The sequence below is a fragment of the Pseudoalteromonas sp. DL-6 genome, from assembly GCF_004328665.1.
Lineage (GTDB): Bacteria > Pseudomonadota > Gammaproteobacteria > Enterobacterales > Alteromonadaceae > Pseudoalteromonas.
Genome location: NZ_CP019771.1, coordinates 147,716 through 168,470, shown reverse-complemented (window position 1 = coordinate 168,470; position 20,755 = coordinate 147,716). Strand labels below are relative to the sequence as shown.

The following is a 20,755-nucleotide window of genomic DNA, read 5'->3' as shown; positions in this document are numbered from 1 at the left end:
AATAAATGAATATATGATGATTAATGAGTTTTGTATGAGGTTTTGACTATTTTTAGCTTAATACTTCCATATTAGCGACATGAATTACCCTATAAAATAATTATTTACTGATATATCAATATAATAGGTACGCTAAATTAGTTTAAGGAATTGAACTGAGTTTGCAAATAGGGGGTATAGTAATACAGCCTTGAGTGAACCTTTCACCCAAGGCAAGTTAAGTAGGTGTTAAACTTTAAAGCGCGACACCATTACTTGAAGCCCACTGGCTAATTGAGCAAGCTCGCTGCAGGCTTGTGCTGTTTGTTCAACAGATTGACCACTTTGTTCGGCAATATCATTAATGCGAGTGATACTGCGGTTTACTTCTTCTGCGGCCAGTGATTGTTGCTCAACTGCGGCAGAGACTTGAATGTTCATGTCGTGAATTCCCTCAACAGCAAGGTTAATTTCACTCAATGAGGTTTGCGTTCCCGTTATTTCAGTAACCGAATCATTGCTCTTCGTGCTACTGCGTTCCATTGCATCCACAGCATCTTGAGTCCCAGTTTGAATGTTGGCAACCATTTGTTCAATTTCACCGGTAGATTGCTGAGTGCGTTGCGCTAAGTTACGTACTTCGTCGGCTACTACAGCAAAGCCTCGACCAGCTTCACCCGCACGCGCAGCTTCAATAGCAGCATTTAGTGCTAGCAAGTTTGTTTGCTCGGCAATATTTCTAATTACTTCCAGTACTTTTTCAATACTTCCGCTTTGCTCTTGTAAATTCCGAATAGTTTGCGAAGCTTGCTCAACTTCATTGGCTAATGAGTTTATCGCATTAACACTTCGCTCAACGGAGCGATTACCTTCTACTGCAATTGCATTGGTTGTTTGTGCGCTACTTGCAGCACTGTGCGTATTGCCAGCAATTTCTTGAATAGACGCTGCCATTTCTGTCATTGCTGTTGCAACTTGTGTCGTTTGGTCGCGCTGAGTTACTACACCTTGACGGGTTTCGTTGGCAACAGCGGTAAGCTCTTCTGTTGCAGCGGCCATTTGGTTTGTTGAATCTGCAACCTGCTGAACAAGTTCCTGAATTTTAGAAATGAACAGGTTATATCTGTAAGCTAGTTCGCTGAGTTCATCTTGCCCTGTTTCATCGAGTCTGCGAGTTAAATCACCTTCACCTTCAGAAATATCTTTAAGGGAGGTAAGCGTAGAGCGAAGTGGTCTAATAATAGTTTGTGATAAGCCATAAGCAATTAACACCGCAAGCGCTATGGCAACAATAGCAATAACTATCACAAAATTGCGGGTGTTTGCTGCCGAATTAGCGTAAAAGCTGCGGTTCATCGCGATTTCAACTACCGCAACGGGTTTACCTGAATAGTCGTTAATACTTTTAGCAAGGGTCGCTAATGGTTTTGATGAACTGTTGTGATGACCTAGTACCGTATTACCATCCCAAGCAGCAAGGATCTCATTTCTTGAGATAAGCGTTTTTTCAGTTAATGATGAAGCAAGCAGTTTTGGCGTTCTGTTTTTTATAGTATGAATTGCAATATCTACATTTGAACCAAAAGCCGTGCTAAATTGTTCAACAAAATTTTGTGATAAATCAATACCAAATTCAATTGATCCTACGTGTTTACCATCTGCATTTACCGGCACTAAACCTCTTATTCCCAGACCACTAACACCTTCTTCAACGCCATTGACTGGCTGACGTTTACGGTTCACTTCCACAATGGTACTTCGCTTAGATGATAAATCATCTCCGTACTTTTTAGGATCGTGTAAGCGTAAAAAAGAGGTAGCAGGAGCTGTGTGAAATTGAAACTGTTCGACCCCATATTGCTCATTCAGGATATTAAAAACCGGTAGCAATTGTTTGCTAAGCAGCTCTCTGTCACCTCTAGCAAAGGCCTCTTTAATAGATGGCTGGCTGGCAATCATTGCACTCATTGCTTGCGCTGACATTGCTTGGTTGTTAATTTGTGAGGTGACAGCATCATAAATACTTTGCATTTCACGTTTTTCCGCTTCACTACTCAGTTGGTTGGAATTGATCAAGTAAAACGCTGACATAATGATGACAGTTATCGTTACGAGGGTTGTAAAACCAACAGATAGACGAGAGCCGATGGTAAAGTTTCTAAACACGATTAAACCTTATAGATTTTAATTTGCACTTAAAAATACAAATATGAGTACAATTATTTTATTGATAAACGCATAGAATCCTTTCATAGTGTTTGGCTGGTATTTTTTGCAGATACATTGAAGTTATTCGTTAAGTTTAGATTAATATTAATAGATATCAAAGAAATTGTAGTATAAAAACGCATTTATTTTGTATGAATAACATACAGCTAAATCTTTGTTTATATCGGTGTTACTTGGTTATCTTTTGTGCATTTAAAGTTGCATTATGTTTACAATGTAAAATAAACAAATAACTCTCGTTTTGTCTTTCTTTTAATTCTTTAGGGTTGATTTTTTGTTTTTAAATTCGAAAAGGTCATTCAAAATAACTACTTTTTGCGTGTTAAAATAATTTAAATAGAGGTAATAATTGCAACCATTTTCTGTCAAAGCTAATGACTTAGATATACATGGCCTTAAATTTGGAGACGGTGAAGAGATTGTTATCGCGCTTCATGGTTGGTTAGATAACAGTGCCAGTTTTGCGCCTATGCTTACTAATGTACCCTCAAATCAAACATGGTATTGCATTGATTTTGCAGGGCATGGTCTGTCATCTTGGCGAAGCACGCAAGCTCACTATTATTTTATAGATTATGTAGATGATGTTTACGCCTTCATTAATGCGCTTAATATAAAAAAAGTACATTTGGTAGGGCATTCAATGGGGGCGATGGTCGCGGGTTTATTTGCAAGTTGTTTCAGCGAATATGTTAAATCCGTTTCTTTTATTGAAGGAATAGGTTGCGTTACAACCCAAGCAGATGAAGTCGCTTCGCAGCTAAGAAGTGCCATACTTAACCGAGCACGGATAACCACTAAAAAACCGAGGATATACACGTCAAAGCAGCAAATTTATCAAGCACGTTCAAAAACAACAGATTTAAATGATGAACTAATTGCGCTGTTAATGGACAGAAACATAAAACAAATGCACAGTGGGTTTGAGTTAACGACTGACCCTAAGCTTAAAAATCACTCAGGTTTTCGATTTGATGAAGCGCAATGTATTGGTGCAATAAAAGAATTAATTGCACCATGTCAATTAATATTAGGTGATAAAGGTTATCCATTTGTAAAACAAAACTTAGATAAGTATAGTAATTATTACAATAACTTGAGAGTATTAGAAGTGCCTGGCGGGCATCACTGCCATATGCAAAGCAGTGGGCTATGTTTTGAACACATTCAAGCATTTATGCTGCAAAGTAGTGCATGTTAATTGTATATTAGCGATAAATGTGGGATTATCTCTAGATTAGAGTATTTGCTCAATTGTGAAAGTGCCTTACTTAGATTAAGGTTAATAAAAATATAATTATAAACAGGGGCTAAGAGTGGAAAAAATCTGGCTTAAGCGCTACCCAGAAGGTATGCCTGAAACAATCGATCCTGAGCACTACAACTCGTTACTCGAAGTGTTTGAAAAAAGTTTTAATGAATACAAAGATTTACCTGCATTTACAAATATGGGTAAAACATTGTCTTACAACGATATAGATGCTGCAACAAAACGCGTTGCCGCCTATATTCAAAACGATTTAGGGTTAAAAAAAGGCGATAAAGTCGCTGTGATGATGCCTAACTTGTTGCAAACCCCTATTGCTATCTTAGGTATTTTGCGTGCAGGGTGCGTGGTGGTTAACGTTAACCCACTTTACACCGTACGCGAGCTAGAGCACCAGTTGAAAGACTCTGAAACATCAGCAATATTTATACTGGCTAACTTTGCTGTAACGCTTGAAAAAGCGCTGCCTAACACCGACGTGAAACACATTGTAGTTACACAAGTGGGTGACATGATGGGCGGCCTTAAAAAGCATTTAGTTAATTTTGTCGTTAAGCATTTCAAAAAAATGGTGCCGAACTACACGTTGCCAAACACGATTAACTTCTGCGATTTATTAAAAGCAGATCCAAACGGTTACAAACGCCCAGACGTAAACCTAAGCGACTTAGCTTTTTTACAGTACACGGGTGGAACTACCGGTGTGTCAAAAGGCGCTATGTTAAGCCATGGCAATATGGTGGGTAACCTTGAGCAAGTATCTGGTTGTTTAGATAACGTGCTTGACCGTGGTAGTGAAGTGGTTATTACTGCGCTTCCGCTTTATCATATATTTGCATTAACGGCGAACTGTTTAGCATTTATGAAATATGGTGGCTTAAACGTTTTAATTACTAATCCACGTGATATGCCAGGGTTTGTAAAAGAGCTTAGTCAGCATAAATTTACTGCTATTACAGGTGTTAATACTCTATTTAATGGCTTATTAAATACTCCGGGTTTCTCTGAACTTGACTTTAGTCACCTTAAAATGTCATTGGGTGGCGGTATGGCTGTTCAACGCCCTGTTGCAGAAAAATGGCAGAAGGTCACTAACAGTAAGTTAATGGAAGGCTATGGCCTGACAGAATGTTCGCCATTAGTTACAATTAGCCCGTACGATTTAGAGGCTTATAATGGCTCTATTGGTTTACCTGCACCAAGTACAGATATTAAATTAATGCTTGATAATGGTGAAGAAGCGGCTAAAGGTGAGCCAGGTGAATTGTGGGTTAAAGGCCCGCAAGTAATGCTTGGTTATTATAACCGCCCAGACGCAACCGCCGAATGTTTAAAAGATGGCTGGTTTGCAACAGGTGATATTGCGACATACGATGATGAAGGCTTCTTCTATATTGTTGACCGTAAAAAAGACATGATTATTGTTTCAGGCTTTAATGTATTCCCAAATGAGATTGAAGAAGTGGTTGCGATGCACGAAGGTGTATTAGAAGTTGCCGCAATTGGTATTCCTCATGACATTAGCGGTGAACAAGTTAAAGTTTTTGTTGTGAAAAAAGACCCTTCTTTAACTGAAAAAGATATAATAAAACATTGTCGTGATAATTTAACTAATTACAAGGTTCCTAAACTCGTTGAGTTTAAGGATGAGTTACCCAAAACTAACGTGGGTAAAATTCTCAGAAGAGCCTTAAAAGATTAGCAACTATAAAAAAGCCGACATTAGTCGGCTTTTTTATTTGTAGGAGACTCAGTGCACTACCAATTGATCCAAACCCAAAATGAGCTAAATACGTTTGTAGAACAAATAAAAAACAAACCCATTCTTGCTATTGATACCGAGTTTATGCGCCGCCGTACTTTGTATCCCGAAGTTGCACTAATTCAAGTTTATGATGGCGAACACTTAGCACTTATCGACCCGCTTGCAGAGCTTTCCTTGTTTGATTTTTGGCAAATACTTAAAGATCCGAAAGTGCTAAAAGTACTTCATTCTCCCTCAGAAGATATTGAAGTTTTTCAAAAGTATGCGGGGTTTGTTCCCTATCCCTTATTCGATACCCAGTTTGCACTTCAACTACTAGGTGAAGGTAACTGCATGGGATTTGCCCTAATGGTAAAAACCTTATTGAATATCGACATTGATAAAAGTGAATCACGCACTAATTGGTTACAACGACCTCTTACTCAAAAGCAGCTTGAATACGCAGCGGCTGATACGTTTCATTTACTGCCTTGTTTTGAGTTAATTATAGACAGCATTAAAGCGGCCGATTTATTCGATATCGTTATTAATGAAAGTGAATTAGTGGCAAACAAGCGAGCTTTTCAAACACCAGATGAACTGCTTTATAAAGAGATCAAAAATGCATGGCAGCTTAAGCCGCATGAGTTAGCGGTACTTAAAGAGTTAGCCGTGTGGCGAAGAAATAAAGCAATTCGTAAAAATCTCGCGCTTAATTTCGTTCTTAAAGAGCACAATATGACAGAAATCGCTAAACGAGGCCCGTCAAGTTTAAATGCTCTAAGACAAATTCCAGGTGTCGAGCCCATTGAAGTAAACCGTTCTGGGGTGGAAATTTTAAAGTGTATTGAGCAAGCTAAAGCTGTTCCAGCTGAGCAGCACCCACAGGTACTAAAGCGCTTAATTGATTTTCCTACTTACAAAAAAGTAGCAAAAGAAATTAAACAAAAAATTACTAAAGTAGCTAAAGAGCACAACATACCTGAAGACGTTATGGCCTCGAAAAAGCAAGTGAATCAGCTTATAAGTTGGAACTGGAAGTTAACTGATGAGCAAAAATCAAAGCACATAAAGCCAGATTTACTGAGCTCATGGCGATATGATTTTGTTAAAGATGCGCTTAAAGAGTGGGATAATTAAAGCCTAATAGGCGAATTACAAACAAATAAAAAGGGCGCTTAGCGCCCTTGTTTTTATTTCTTTTCTTCGTCAGGTAATGTGACATTGAGCTCTAGAACGGCTAAATCGTCTTCATTTTGATCAAACTGAACTTGAACTGCATCAGCGCCTACATTTACGTACTTACGAATGACATCTAATATATCTTGCTTTAATTGTGGCAAGTAATCAGGTGTGCCTCGCTGAGAACGTTCGTGCGCGACAATGATCTGCAATCGCTCTTTTGCTAATGACGCACTGTTTTTCTTTTCTGAGCGGAAGTAGTCAAGTAAAGACACATTAACCTCCAAATATCCGTTTGAATAAACCCTTTTTCTCTACATCTAAAAATCTAAATTCAACTGTTTCGCCTAATAAACGACTGATCGCATCAGCATAAGCTTGGCCTGCGTCTGATTCGCTATCAAGAATAACGGGTTGTCCAGAGTTTGATGCACTAAGTACTGCTTGAGATTCAGGAATGACACCTAGCAAGTCGATGGCTAGAATGTCCTGGATATCTTCAACAGATAGCATTTCACCTTTTGATACACGATCTGGATTATAGCGTGTTATTAGCAAATGCTCTTTAATGTTTTCCAAACCTTCTTCGGCGCGTTTAGATTTACTGTGTAAAATACCTAGTATACGGTCAGAGTCTCGTACAGACGATACTTCTGGGTTGGTAGTTACAATCGCTTCATCAGCGAAGTACATGGCCATCATGGCACCGGCTTCAATACCCGCGGGAGAATCACAGACTATGTAGTCAAAGTCTTCTTTTAACTCGTTTAGAACACGTTCAACGCCTTCACGTGTCAATGCGTCTTTATCGCGTGTTTGCGATGCAGGAAGTAAAAATAACTTCTCTACACGTTTGTCTTTTATAAGTGCTTGGTTAAGGTTGGCTTCACCATTGATCACATTGACAAAGTCATACACTACGCGACGTTCACAACCCATAATAAGGTCTAAGTTTCGTAGGCCGATATCAAAATCGATGATAACAGTCTTATAGCCTTTTAATGCTAAGCCTGTACCAATTGCTGCGCTTGATGTTGTTTTACCAACACCCCCTTTACCCGAGGTAACGACAATTATTTTTGCCATGAGATTTATCCTTTAACCAAAGCTGAAATTTCTAAAGATTCATTTTTTTGTTGTATTTGAACTGCGTTACCCCAGTGTTCACCTTGCAGTGAGTCACTGATCCAGTAATTACCATTGATTGAAACGAGTTCTGCTTCTAATTTATTACAAAAAATGTATGCGTTTTCGAGCCCTTTTGCACCGGCAATTGCACGGCCGCGTAGGGTTCCATAAATATGTACATTGCCATCAGCAATTACTTCTGCACCATGGCTTACTGCGCCTAACACCACCAAATCGCGATCTTTGGCATAAACTTGTTGGCCTGAGCGAACCGCACCATTAATAATTTGTGCTGGTAAATATACGGTTTTTTCAACCACTGACGTATTAGGCTCTACTCTTGCGGGTTCAGTCTTAACGTCTTGTGAATAGTTTAAAACAGATAAACCAGCAGCTTTCGCTTGTTTGTGCTGCTCATCAGAACCATTACATACACCCACAGCATTAAAACTCATTCGTTCGATGAGTGATTTTAAGTGAACAAAATCAATAGGATTATTTTTTACTTCAATTAAATTGACAACAATGGGGGCACCCTCAAAGAATTTTGGGGCTTGGGCTATTTTTATATACAGTTGTTCTGCTAAAAGGGGGATATCAGTACTATAAAGATGTAAAACTGATAAGGTAAAAAGATTGCCCTTTAGCTCAAAAATTTGGTCCGACATAGATGCTCAACTGGATTGTCTGATTAGTGTGAAATTTTTATATAAACCTAGGCTGAACAAGGCGTTTATTGTAGTTTTCACTCTAATTTTTATAACTTATTATTATTGCCATGTTATAGTGTGTAGCACTGTTAAGCAAGATTTTATAGGGCCATAATGCTAACTGCGGTATATAAAAGTAAGAAAAAAGCAGATACTTTCTTATTTATTGAAAAAAGAGACGATTTTAGTAAAGTTCCGGAACCTTTAATGGCCATGTTTGGTCAACCACAGTATGTGATGATCATTAACTTAGCTAAGCGTACTCAATTAGGCGTAGCGGATTTAGACACTTTAAAACAGTCGCTTAGCGACCAAGGCTATTATTTACAAATTCCGCCACCAGAGGAAAACTTACTAAGTCAATTAAGAAAACAAAATGGAGCAGATAGTGATTAAAAAATTAGCAGTTGTACTGTGTGGTATCTGTTTAAGCTCATCGGTGATGGCAAAAACCCAAGCTGAGTTTCAACAATACCTTACTAATTTAAAGCAAGAGGCAATAGCTAAAGGCTACGACACTCAGTTAATTGAGCAAGCATTTGCTAGCGCTGCTTACAAAGAAAAAGTGATTTCTGCGGATAAAAATCAGCCAGAAGTAAAAGAAACACTGGAAACATATTTACCAAAACGTGTGCCGCAATGGAAAATTGATCGCGCGCGTAAATTGTATAAAGAAAACCAAGACGTTTTAGAGAAGGTTGCAAAAGACTTTGGTGTTCAAGCACGCTTTATAGTGGCTATTTGGGGCTTAGAAAGTAACTTTGGTGCTATTCAAGGTGGCCACAACGTGATTTCTTCATTGGTAACACTGGCATTTGATGGACGCCGTGAAGCGTTATACAAACGCCAATTGTGGGCAGCACTGGATATATTAAAGTCGGGGCATATCACGCTTGATAAATTTAAAGGCTCATGGGCAGGGGCAATGGGGCAAACTCAATTTATGCCAACCTCATTTAATGCCTATGCCGTTGATTATAACAATGATGGCCGCAAAGATATTTGGACAACAAAAGAAGATGCGTTTGCCTCTATTGCTAATTATTTAAAGCAAGAGGGCTGGAATGACAACTTAACTTGGGGTCGCCAAGTTCAATTACCTGCTGATTTTGATAAACAATATATATTAAAGCGCGGTACTAAAACACGTAAGCAATGGCTTGAATATTGGAACAATTCAGAGCGTTCACTCGCTGATTGGCAAGCATTGGGGGTTCGTCGTGCTGATGGCAGCGATTTACCAAATGTTGCTGTAGATGCTGCATTAGTGATGCCTGATGATGTAAACGGGCGCATGTATTTAGCATACGATAACTACAAGGTATTTATGCATTGGAATCGGTCATATTACTTTGCAACCAGCGTGGGCTATTTGTCAGACAGAATAGCTTACCCAAAAATTTAAGCTAAAGTGAATAACAAAAAAGCCGCAAATTGCGGCTTTTTTGTGGGTGAGATATCGACTAAATTTCTTTTTTAAATATTTTATCTTTTAGGTCAATGACTTTGCCAATCCCTGAACCTAGCTTCATTAGTTTGTTAAGCTGCTCCGGGGTTAAACGTTGTAATTCTGACGACCATTTAGTCACTGTTTCAAGTAGGTTATGGATTTCGCCCATTTGCTTTTGAGCATAGATTTCATCGTCGTTACTTGCTTCGTCCAGTAAATTATCTCTAAGTAAGCTCAGTGTAGGCTCAACTTCACGCTTTTTGCGCTCTTCAAATACGCGATTTGCCATATCCCAAATATCGCCTGCAGGGGCATAGTACTCTTTTCGATCCCCTGGGATATGCATTACTTTGATCAGCTGCCAAGATTGTAACTCTTTAATTCCCATGCTGACGTTGCCGCGCGAGATACTCAGTGCCTCGGCAATTTGGTTTGCTGTCATGGGGTCTTTAGTAATAATCAATAATCCACACATTTGGCCAATGGTGCGGTTAAATCCCCAGCGGCTGCCCATCTCACCACAATGCATTACAAAGGCAAAGTTTTTTTCTGATAATGTCATTGTTACAAGTTTCAAAAATAAATGAAATCTATGCTAGCACGCTGGTTAAGTATGGCAAGACTTAAGCTGGGATAAAAAACTACGTTTTACGACTAATGATTGATATAGATTAATATTTAAGCATTTATAGTGAGGTATGTTGCGGGTATGCAACATGACATTGTTGTTTAACACCCATGTTAAATAGCATAATTTTTTATAAACGATGGAATGACTATGAAAGCAGCAATAAATACAGAATACAAAGGCAAGTTAGCGATCACCGATTTACCTATCCCAGAAGTAGGTCCTAACGATGTGCTGGTAAAAATAGCCGCTTGTGGTGTGTGTCACACCGATTTACATGCGTGTCATGGTGATTGGCCAGTAAAACCAAAAATGCCATTGGTACCAGGGCATGAAGGTGTAGGCGTAATAGAAAAACTAGGCAGTAATATTAAGCACTTAGAAGTGGGCGATAGAGTAGGCGTACCATGGCTTTACAGTGCGTGTGGCCATTGTGAGTTTTGTTTAGATGGACGCGAAACCCTTTGTTTATCGCAACATAACACTGGTTACTCTATTGACGGTGGGTATGCAGAATATTGTTTAGCACATGGTGACTACATCATCAAAATACCGGAAGGTTTAGGTTTTGCTGAAGCTGCCCCGTTATTTTGTGCCGGCGTAACAACGTATAAAGCATTAAAAGTGTCTGGCGCTAAACCAGGTCAATGGGTTGCTATTGTGGGTGTGGGTGGTTTAGGGCACTTAGCGGTGCAATACGCCAAAGCAATGGGCTTTAATGTAATTGCTGTTGATACTGGCAAACAGAAAATGGCGCTAGCTAAAGAGTTAGGTGCTGATATTACACTTGATTTTAAAGAAGTGGTGCCCAGTGAAGCTATTTTTGAGCAAGTAGGTGGCGCGCATGCTGTTGTTTGTACCGCAGTATCAAAACCAGGGTTTGAACAAGCATATAAAAGTGTTCGCCGTGGGGGTAAATGTGTATTAGTTGGTTTGCCACCTGAAGATATGCCGCTGCCAATTTTTGACACCGTACTGAATGGTGTATCAGTAGTAGGTTCTATTGTAGGTACGCGTAAAGATTTACAAGAATGCCTTGAATTTGCCGCACAAGGTAAAGTAAAAGCCATCATTGAAGAGAAAAAACTTGAAGATATTAATGAAATTTTTGATGACATGCTTAAAGGTGAAATAAACGGCCGCATAGTTGTTACAATTTAATTTAATTTAATTTAATTTAATTTAATTTAATTTAATTTAATTTAATTTAATAAAATATGAATGCGCACAAACCAACTCGGTTTGTGCGCTTTTATTTAACTATAGCGTATAGCTAAAGCTTAGCTTTGCATTACGTTCTTCACCTGGCATTCCCCCTAAAAACATGGCTTTAGAGTAATAGTTTTTATTAAACAGGTTATTAATGTTTAACTGCATCTGCCAGTTATCAGCTTTATAGCTAACGGCAGCATCATATACGGTATAAGCGGGTACGTAGCCATTATCAATACCGAATGAACTTGAGTTAGTACTGCGTTTATCAACAAATGTTAAGCCTGCGCTTAAATCTACTGCGTGAGGTAATTCAAACAACGCCGCTGAGTAAGTAACCCATGAACTTGCCGTTACATAAGGCACCCCTTTTTGGCGGGTATCAAAACTTGAGCTGTTTGGGTTAGTTTTATCGCGGGCGTCTTGATAAACACCGTTAATATTAACTTTCCATTGATCGTTCAAATACGCATTTAAATCAATTTCTACACCTTTTGTTTGTTCTTCGCCATCAAAAAAGCTCTCTACTACGTTAGGTGCTGACACACCGGCTTCATAAAGAGGGTTGGCGTATTCTAAATTAGTGCGGGCACTTTCAAATACCACAATAGATGCCAGTAATTGGTCATCAAATGCCTTAAATCGAAAGCCTAAATCGTTACTCACTGATTCTGAGTCTTCTCTATCAGCTTCATTACCAGCAACAGAGCCAAGAACACTGTAAGCAGTGCGTCCTTTTGAGTGATTTAAAAACAAAGCCATATCAGCGTTTACTTGATAAGTAGCACCTAAGTTATATGTTAAACCATTGTCTGATGTGTTTGCTTCAGGCGTTGGATTTGCGCGGCTTTGGCTATAACGTGGATCAACTCCAAAGTGCTCGTAACTTTGTTTAATACGATTGTGAGCAACCCCAATACGAGTGGTGATTTTGTCATTAATATAAGCAACATGCTGAAGGCCTACGCCCCAAGCTTGTACTTTTTTATTGTAATCACTGGTTTTAAGCGGATCATAATCAGCAAATTCACCTGTCGGCCAATTTGGTTGACGCATATCAAAAATGTACGGTAGTGCACCTTGGTAAATCACTTCTCCGGCTTTGTTTTTAATGACTTTATCGGCATCGTAAATAGAGTACTGTTTAAAACGAATATCACGATCTTCATAGTTGGCATTAACTAGTAGTTCGTTTTCAATGTTACCAAGCATAAAGTCATAACGTAAATCTAAGAAGTATTGCCATGATTTTTCATCCGCTTCTACTTGACGATACTCTTGGCGTCTGGCTGCAAAAGGGTGTAATACATTATCTACAACTAACGGTGCACGTGGGTCTTGGTTAATTACACCGCGTCGGTTCCAGTACACATAATTATAAGCACCTGTTTGGCGAGCAAAGCTTGAGGTGTAATTACGATACTGTAGCTGTTGATTAACAAATAAATTATCACTAATGTAATAGTTATGCGCTAATTTAAAACGCAACTCTTCACCTTCGTTATCCTTTGCCATCGGTGATATTATGCCATTGGTACCAAAGTTAAAGGGTGTCAGGCCATCGTTATTTGCCAACGAATTAGCCAGTTCATTTCGTTGTGCTTCACTCAATTGTATGCCATTTGCTGTAGGGTCATTAACTAAATCGGCGCCTGATACTTCTCCAGCGGTTAAACCGTTAACCGATTCACTATTAAAAATACGAATAGGGTGGCCAATAGAATCCACTGCAATAGCATCTTTAACATATGCCCCAGACAATACAAAAGATTGCTGGTCATTAAGCACATATTTTAAAGACGAATAAATTTCATCGCGCTGCTCTTTTAAATCACGAAAGCCATCGCTAGAGGCGGTTTTGGCCATTACCCGATAAGCTAAATCATCGGTTATTGCATTGGTGCTATCGAGTGCAAGTGAATAACTATCCCACTGACCGATATCTATTTCTAGCGTATGTTGCTCGTTAAATTGGGGTTTCTTTTCAATGAGATTGATCACACCACCGGCGCTACCCATACCATATAAGCCAGTTGCAGGGCCCTTTAATACTTCGATCGATTCAACATTGGTTAAAGAACGAGTAGGGTTAAATGTATTGCCTAAGCCTGCGCCGCCATACATGCCATCATAAGTGTAATTAGCGCCCAAGCCACGAATAACTAAGTTATCACCAATGCCATAGTTATTCCCCGCTTGAGTTAAGCCACTCACATTGCGGATCACATCCTGAAGACTATCAATACCTTGTGATTCAATCAGCGCTTTATCAACAATGACCACGGGTGCAGGGGTTTCCATAAGTGACATATCTGATTTAGTGGCTAAACCTGAACTCATCACCACTCGGTTTTGTTGCTCGTAAACGCTAATTCTTTCAATATCTGAATTAACTTGTGACTCGCTTGCTATTGCTAAATTTGCGTTTAAAAACGCTAAAGAGAGGAGAGAGTATTGAAATCTTTTCATAAACTGATAACCATTCGCATTTGTTAATTTGCGCGAATGATAATGGTTATCATTTTAAAGTTAAATAAAAAGTTCATTTTTTTTGTTATTTATGAGTTATTTGCTTGCTTATTGAGCATGGCGTTCTAAAAACAAGCAAATTAAAGTCGTGAACGGGATATAGCACGAGTAAGTTGGCCTAACTAAGAGAGAATTTTAATAAAGTATTGACGATTAAATGGGCAGTTTAGCTACATTCGCTAAAAGAGTGTTAAGGTTGAGCTAAGCTCAACCTTATAAAGATGTATTGGGTTTATTGCTTGTAAACGACACCGGCTTTCATTACAAAAGGAATACGCTCTAGCGTAGAAATGTTTTTCAGTGGATTCGCTTCTACCGCTATAATATCAGCTGCAAAACCGGTTTTAATTTGACCCAGCTGTTTATCAGCCTTTAATAATTTAGCACTGTTAATGGTTGCGGCTTGAATTGCTTGTAATTCACTCATACCAAATTCAACCATACGGGAAAACTGTTTAGCATTATCACCATGCGGATAAATAGCTGCGTCGGTACCAAACACCATATTGACACCCGCCTCAACAGCGCGTTTAAAACTATCGCGTTGTTTTTTTGATACAAGGCGTTCTTTATTTAGGTTTTCTTCATCAACGCCATTTTGCTCACCAAAGCTCAGCGTATATTCGGTATTATAAATATCCATCGATAACCAAGTACCGTACTCTTTTGCAAGCGCAATCGCTTCATCGTCTAAAAAGCTAGCATGCTCAACACTATCTACACCGGCTTTAATGGCCGTTTTAATGCCGTTAGTTCCATGTGCGTGAGCGGCAACAGGTAATTCACGCATGTGTGCTTCATCAACTATGGCTTTCATTTCTTCAAAGGCGTATTGCTGTATGCCTACTTTTGTTCCTTTAGAAAATACCCCACCCGTGGCGCAGAGTTTGATTGCATTGGCGCCATATTTAATATTTTCACGCACTTTAATACGCACAGCCCACGGGCCATCCGCAACGCCGGTGGCAGTATATTTCATCTCTGGAGGTAAGCGATTATTATCGCAGTGCCCACCAGTAATGCTCAATGAAGGGCCAGCAGCCCAAATGCGTGGACCGATAATATCGCCTGCATTAATACCGTCTCGTACCGCAATAATACTGTAGCCTTCAGCACCTAAGTTACGTACTGTGGTAAAGCCTGCTTGTAAGGTTTGCTTAGCAAAATAGCTGGCTTTAATGGCCATACGCGGAACTGATTGGCCTAAACGCTCACTACGAGACACGGTTGGATCGCTGGTTAAATGCACATGCATGTCCATTAATCCTGGCATTAGGGTGAGTGTGGGTAGGTTTATTAGTTCATCATTACTGCTAAGCTTGGGCTTTTTATTAAATTGAATTTGGCTTATATATAGGTTGTGGCTAGTGTACTTGCGCTGGTTAAGCTCAGAAATGCGATTGATGCAGTCAGTAAATGTTTTTTCATGGTTTAATCATTATAATTATTTTCATTCATTTGAATGTAGCAACCATAAGCTACTGAGTAAATAATATAGCGACGAACAGCACTCACCTCAATTGCTTTATTTAAGCCATTTAAAACCGCATAATTGGCGGGTAAAAACTAACAAGGGAATTTATGAAAGTTATTAAAATAGCACTGGTTGCCAGTAGCGTTATGTTTGCCTTAAGTGGTTGTATGAGCACCAGCTCGCAATTAAACACAAATCAGTCAGTCGCAACTGTCATAAGCGAATTATCAGCCGAGCAGCAATTAGATGTGCTCGTTGCTCAGTACTACGACGAATCATTGAATTTTAATCCATTAAGCGCTACCTATAATGGCCGCCATGAATTTGATGATCAATTTTTGCCTGAGATATCGCAGCTTAATCGCGATAAAAAAGCCGCATTTTATAAAAAATATCAACAACGCTTAACGCTGATTGATCAATCCCAACTCACCGGTCAGGCGCTGCTCAACTTTGAAGTGTTATCGCGCGATTTAGCTCTTAAACTTGAGGGTATGCAATATAAAGATTATTTGTTACCGATAAATCAAATGTCGGGTGCGCATAATACCTTCGCCGGATTTGGTTCAGGGCAAAGTGCTCAGCCTTTTAATACCGTTGCCGACTACGAAAAATTTATCAAGCGTGCCGAAGGTTTCGTTAAATGGCTTGCAAGTGTTGAACAATCGATGGCGCAAGGTGTTAAACAAGGTGTGGTATTGCCTATGCCATTAGCAAAAAAAATACTCCCGCAATTTAAAGTGCATGTTGTTACAAGCGCTGAAGATTCTCTTTTTTACTCGCCTATTAAAGCCATTCCCGATTCATTTTCAGCTGATGAAAAGCAACAGCTAAAAGCGCAGTATAAAACACTGATTTTAGATAAATTAGTACCTGCTTATCAGCGTATGAGCGACTTTTTAGCCAACAATTACATACCTCATGCTCGCGATTCTGTTGGTTATGCTGATTTACCTAACGGTAAAGCGTGGTACGAATACCAAATAAAGAAAAACACCACGTTAAGCTTATCTGCTGATGAAATTCATGAGATTGGCTTAAGTGAAGTGGCTCGAATTTTAAGTGAAATGAAAACGGTTAAAAACACTGTTGGATTTGAAGGCGATTTATCGGCCTTTTTTAATCACTTACGCGACTCAGATGAGTTTTATTACAAAACGGCTGATGAGTTAATTGCCGCCTATGAACAAATTAAAGCAAAAATAGACGCTCGCTTACCAAAGCTATTTAATATTGAGCCTAAGGCACCTTATGTTGTAAAAGCTGTTGAAGCCTATCGAGCCCAATCGGCTGCGGGAGCGTCGTATGCGGGGCCCGCTCCTGATGGCTCGCGCCCAGGCATATTTTATATCAATACTTATAACTTAAAAGCACAACCTAAGTTTTTACTCGAAACGCTGTCTATTCATGAAGCCGCTCCAGGTCATCACTTTCAAATTGCACTGCAACAAGAAGTGGAAAGCTTGCCCGATTTTCGTAAATTTGGCGGCTACACGGTGTTTGCTGAGGGCTGGGCATTATACGCAGAAAGCTTAGGCAAAGAGCTTGGCTTATTTACCGATCCGTATATGTGGTATGGGCGTCTTAACGATGAGCAGCTAAGAGCTATGCGTTTAGTGCTTGATACAGGCTTTCATGCTAAAGGTTGGACACGTCAACAAGGTATTGACTACATGTTAGCAAATTCCTCAATGGCAAAAAGTGATGTTATTGCTGAAGTGGAGCGTTATATTGCATGGCCAGGGCAAGCATTATCGTACAAATTGGGCGAGTTTAAAATTAAACAGCTCAGAGATTTCGCCCACCAGCAATTAGGTGAGCAATTTGATATTAAAGCGTTTCATACGCAAATATTAATAGATGGCGCATTACCTATGCCTATTCTTGAGCAAAAAATTAAACGTTGGGTTAAGTCTCAGCAGTAATAAAATCGCGCGAAGCCATACTGTTATTAGGGATTGGCTTTGCGCGTTTTGCTGCAATACGTTAGAATGCGCGCTCTTAAAAGGGGCGAGAACACCATGTTTGATCAACAATTAGCAAATACCCAATTTTGGCTTAGTAAAAGTCTCAATGAAATGAACCAACAAGAATGGGAAGCCATTTGTGATGGATGTGGAAAGTGTTGTTTAAACACCTTTATTGACAGTGAAGACGAAGATGACTTTACTGCCACCGACCAGTTAAGAGAAGGCGAACAACTTATATTCACTAATATTGTTTGCCAATACCTTGATAACAATACCTGTGGCTGTAGTGAATACGAAAACCGCCAAACCTTAGTCCCTTCGTGCGTTAAGCTTACTAAAGAAAACCTAAAAGACATCTTTTTTATGCCACAAAGCTGCAGCTATCGCCGACTTCATGAAGGGCGTGGTTTAGCAACGTGGCATCCGTTACTTAATAACGGCGATAAAACTAAAATGCACGAGCTAAACATTTCTGTTAAAGACAAAACAGTAAAAGATTGTGATGTAAAATTAGAAGATTTTGACTTGTATATTGCCGAGTGGCCAACTAAGGATTGCAACGAGTGAGTAAGCTACAAGCAAGTATTGGTTTAATTAACCCAAAAAGCCCGACCAACGTGGGCGGGGTGTTACGTGCAGCAGGTTGTTATGACGCAAAGCAGGTGTTTTTTACTGGCAACCGTTATCTAAACGCACAAAAGTTTCATACTGATACTAAAAACGTGGTGCAACGTATTCCATTAACCGCCACCGACAATTTAGCTTCAATTAAGCCTCAAGGCGCTAAAGTAGTGGTAATAGAGTTAATAGAAGGTGCTACACCCTTGCCTGAGTTTACCCACCCTGAGAACGCATTTTATGTATTTGGTCCAGAAGACGGCTCTGTGCCTAAAGATGTTTTAAAATGGTGCGACGAAGTGGTGTATATCCCTACTATTGGCTGTATGAATTTAGCGGCAACCTGTAATGTTGTTCTTTATGACCGACTCGCGAAATTGGGCGGAATTCAAAGCAGCGATGAAACCATTATTTCCTCACGCGATACTAATAATAAAATGAAATGGCAAAAACAACCTTAATCTATAAACAATTTAAGCGTGAACAGGACGAGGAAGCTTTGCTCGGTTTTTAATTCTTCTTATATAGATGTATGCCAGTAGAATAACCTAGGTGCATTTATCTAGCCCACTAGGTTACAACTTCGCGCCGCGATTAAATTGCCCCCTAGTTTGAAAAAGCATTAATCCGCAATGGTCAACAGACCCAGTTAAATGTAAAAAAAAGTAACTGATTAACTTGAAAAATAAGCAGTTCGTCTTTTTTTAACTCTATAAATGTAAAAGTATGTAATTATAATGAAAAAATTATAACTACGAGGTTTACATTTTATGCACCGAGTATGCTACTTGTTTCGCTGCTGTTGGCTAATGTTACTAAGCATTTCGTTAACAGGCTGCTACTCAAAGCCTGCAGCTTTAGATCCGCAAGTAGCAAGCACCGGTGAGACGTTATCTGCGATAGCCCAAACCACAGATGTTATTTTTTACGATTTACAGTTAACAGTCCTTCCCAGCAACAAACAGATTTCCGGCACAGGTAAAACCATGTTTCGAGTGCTGAAACAAACGCAGCAAGTCGAACTCAAGCTCGATAGCCGGTTCTCTATAGAACACGTCACTGTTGCTAAGCAAGCAGCTAATTTTAGCCATCAGCATGGCGTTATTATTATTGATTTGTATGAAACTAAATACCCAGGTGAAGTTGTTGAAGTTGCCATTAGCTATTCGGGGCATCCCCATGAAGCTATTAACCCTCCGTGGAGTGGTGGCTTTGTATTTAGTCATACGGCACAAGGTGAGCCTTGGATAGCGACGGCAGTACAAGGCGAGGGCTGTGATTTATTTTGGCCTTGTAAAGATCACTTTAGCGATAAAGCCGACAGTATGCGTATTCGCGTCACAGTGCCAACGGGTTTAAGTGTTGCTAGTAATGGTGTGCTTAAAAAAATAATGCCATTAAAAAATAACACAACTGAATTTGATTGGTTTTTATCTGAGCCTGCCAGTGATTACAATATTGCATTAAATATTGGCCCCTTCGAACGTATTCAACAACACTATAAAAGTATTAATGGTACGCAGGTACCTGTTGAGTTTTGGGCTCTACCTGAAAACAGTCACAAAGCCCTTAAGCTACTCAAAGATGATGTGTATCAACAGCTCGCATTTTTTGAATCTGTATTAGGGCCTTACCCTTGGGGAATGCAAAAATTAGGCTTTGTAGAAACACCGCATCTGGGTATGGAACATCAAACAATTAACGCTTATGGTAAAGGGTATACCCGCGATCCAAGTGGTTATGACTGGCTTATTCAGCACGAATTGGCTCATGAGTGGTTTGGTAATTTAATGACTCATGAAAAGCTCAATGATGCATGGTTACACGAAGGTTTTGGTTTTTATATGCAGCCAGCTTATAGCTTATTTAAATTTGGTGAGGCTGCCTATAACCACGCCATGTACACCGCGTATTTAGGATTAAAGAACTGCCAGCCGATTGTAAAACAAGGGAAAGTTACTTCTAAAGAAGCGTTTAATGCAGATATTTATGGTAAAGGTGGATGGACGCTGCATACCTTGCGCTGGCTAATTGGAGACGAGTTATTTTGGCAAGCTGCCCGAGAGTTAGTATATGGTCAAACGCAAACAGCTAATTTGAGTTACCCAATCGAGTCGCGTTATCGCAGTAGCCAAGAGTTTATTGATATTATTAATCGGATCACGGGCGATGATTATACGTGGTTATTTGATGTGTATCTAAAGCAAGCCGCGTTACCAAGTTTAACCATGGAGCGTACCAATACAGTCGCTTATTTAAGCTGGAGTAACAGCGAAAAAGATGGCACAGCGTTTAAAATGCCGGTTCCTATTTCTATAAACGGGAAGTTGACAACTCACACTCCAGTGGATGGACTCATTACTATCAATGCTAACAAAAGTGACATTATCGTTATCGATCCACAGATGAAGGTTCTGCGACAGTTACCTATAATTAGTCAATGCCAGCAACAAAGCTAAGCTTATATAGATTAAATTACAACTTGTTATAAGTTTAAGATTTAACCAAATACCGTTCTTTTTGGATTTTAAATCTCATTATTTATTATTATTTTTAATTATTAACCTCGCCTGAACAATATTTGCTAAGACTTTCAGTTAAAAATTTGTTAAAAAGGCAGTGGTAATAATGATTA

The 20,755-nt window shown here is 39.4% G+C and carries 16 protein-coding genes and 1 pseudogene; 10 read left to right on the top strand and 7 right to left on the bottom strand.

All coding sequences use genetic code 11. The features are described from left to right. Positions 1-228: 228 nt before the first annotated feature. Positions 229-2,145: a methyl-accepting chemotaxis protein gene (locus B1F84_RS15840; RefSeq protein ID WP_076920222.1), complete on the bottom strand. Its 1,917-nt coding sequence runs from the start codon at positions 2,143-2,145 to the stop codon at positions 229-231. Between the two features lie 412 nt (positions 2,146-2,557). On the opposite strand from B1F84_RS15840, the gene B1F84_RS15835 reads away from it, so the two are divergent. The 3 genes from B1F84_RS15835 (at position 2,558) to rnd (ending at position 6,359) form a co-directional block, all read left to right on the top strand. Beyond that, the gene (locus B1F84_RS15835) at positions 2,558-3,409 is read left to right on the top strand and encodes an alpha/beta hydrolase (RefSeq protein ID WP_131692033.1); all 852 of its coding nucleotides are present in this window, start codon (positions 2,558-2,560) and stop codon (positions 3,407-3,409) included. A 115-nt stretch (positions 3,410-3,524) separates the two neighbouring features. After that, the gene (gene fadD / locus B1F84_RS15830; RefSeq protein ID WP_008112636.1) at positions 3,525-5,177 is read left to right on the top strand and encodes a long-chain-fatty-acid--CoA ligase FadD; all 1,653 of its coding nucleotides are present in this window, start codon (positions 3,525-3,527) and stop codon (positions 5,175-5,177) included. A 51-nt stretch (positions 5,178-5,228) separates the two neighbouring features. Further along, a complete protein-coding gene (rnd, locus tag B1F84_RS15825; protein ID WP_131692032.1) occupies positions 5,229-6,359 on the top strand; it encodes a ribonuclease D in 1,131 nt (376 codons plus the stop codon). 53 nt (positions 6,360-6,412) lie between these two features. On the opposite strand, the gene minE is transcribed toward rnd, so the two are convergent. From minE to minC, 3 genes are read right to left on the bottom strand one after another with little or no spacing between them, the layout of a single operon-like run. Beyond that, entirely contained in the window at positions 6,413-6,676 is a 264-nt protein-coding gene (minE, locus tag B1F84_RS15820) for a cell division topological specificity factor MinE (protein WP_008111532.1), read from the bottom strand. 1 nt (position 6,677) lies between these two features. Continuing rightward, positions 6,678-7,487, bottom strand: coding sequence for a septum site-determining protein MinD (gene minD, locus B1F84_RS15815; protein ID WP_076920219.1), 810 nt, complete (start codon positions 7,485-7,487; stop codon positions 6,678-6,680). Between the two features lie 5 nt (positions 7,488-7,492). Beyond that, on the bottom strand, positions 7,493-8,197 hold the full coding sequence (gene minC / locus B1F84_RS15810; RefSeq protein ID WP_076920218.1) for a septum site-determining protein MinC: 705 nt from the start codon (positions 8,195-8,197) through the stop codon (positions 7,493-7,495). A gap of 156 nt (positions 8,198-8,353) precedes the next feature. Here minC and B1F84_RS15805 point away from each other — a divergent pair, with 156 nt between their 5' ends. After that, positions 8,354-8,635: a YcgL domain-containing protein gene (locus B1F84_RS15805; protein ID WP_013463311.1), complete on the top strand. Its 282-nt coding sequence runs from the start codon at positions 8,354-8,356 to the stop codon at positions 8,633-8,635. Next, positions 8,628-9,644: a lytic murein transglycosylase gene (locus B1F84_RS15800; protein ID WP_131692031.1), complete on the top strand. Its 1,017-nt coding sequence runs from the start codon at positions 8,628-8,630 to the stop codon at positions 9,642-9,644. The genes B1F84_RS15805 and B1F84_RS15800 overlap by 8 nt, the downstream gene beginning before the upstream one ends. Positions 9,645-9,702: 58 nt before the next feature. Here the strand turns inward: B1F84_RS15800 and B1F84_RS15795 are convergent, their stop codons facing one another. Continuing rightward, positions 9,703-10,251, bottom strand: coding sequence for a MarR family transcriptional regulator (locus B1F84_RS15795; protein WP_008111522.1), 549 nt, complete (start codon positions 10,249-10,251; stop codon positions 9,703-9,705). A 216-nt stretch (positions 10,252-10,467) separates the two neighbouring features. Here B1F84_RS15795 and adhP point away from each other — a divergent pair, with 216 nt between their 5' ends. Then, complete coding sequence (adhP, locus tag B1F84_RS15790) at positions 10,468-11,478, top strand: alcohol dehydrogenase AdhP (protein ID WP_131692030.1); 1,011 nt, start codon at positions 10,468-10,470, stop codon at positions 11,476-11,478. A 99-nt stretch (positions 11,479-11,577) separates the two neighbouring features. Here the strand turns inward: adhP and B1F84_RS15785 are convergent, their stop codons facing one another. Together B1F84_RS15785 and B1F84_RS15780 are read right to left on the bottom strand one after the other, a co-directional pair. Next, a complete protein-coding gene (locus B1F84_RS15785; RefSeq protein WP_131692029.1) occupies positions 11,578-13,998 on the bottom strand; it encodes a TonB-dependent receptor plug domain-containing protein in 2,421 nt (806 codons plus the stop codon). A gap of 292 nt (positions 13,999-14,290) precedes the next feature. After that, positions 14,291-15,486, bottom strand: a pseudogene (locus B1F84_RS15780) (amidohydrolase family protein). Between the two features lie 153 nt (positions 15,487-15,639). On the opposite strand from B1F84_RS15780, the gene B1F84_RS15775 reads away from it, so the two are divergent. The 4 genes from B1F84_RS15775 (at position 15,640) to B1F84_RS15760 (ending at position 20,579) form a co-directional block, all read left to right on the top strand. Continuing rightward, entirely contained in the window at positions 15,640-17,457 is a 1,818-nt protein-coding gene (locus tag B1F84_RS15775; RefSeq protein ID WP_131692028.1) for a DUF885 domain-containing protein, read from the top strand. A gap of 96 nt (positions 17,458-17,553) precedes the next feature. Beyond that, positions 17,554-18,069: a YcgN family cysteine cluster protein gene (locus B1F84_RS15770; RefSeq protein ID WP_076920211.1), complete on the top strand. Its 516-nt coding sequence runs from the start codon at positions 17,554-17,556 to the stop codon at positions 18,067-18,069. Continuing rightward, positions 18,066-18,581, top strand: a complete 516-nt coding sequence (locus tag B1F84_RS15765) for an RNA methyltransferase (protein ID WP_131692027.1) — start codon at positions 18,066-18,068, stop codon at positions 18,579-18,581. Before B1F84_RS15770 ends, B1F84_RS15765 begins: the two co-directional genes overlap by 4 nt. Before the next feature lie 348 nt (positions 18,582-18,929). Further along, a complete protein-coding gene (locus B1F84_RS15760; RefSeq protein ID WP_131692026.1) occupies positions 18,930-20,579 on the top strand; it encodes a M1 family metallopeptidase in 1,650 nt (549 codons plus the stop codon). Positions 20,580-20,755: the final 176 nt, after the last annotated feature.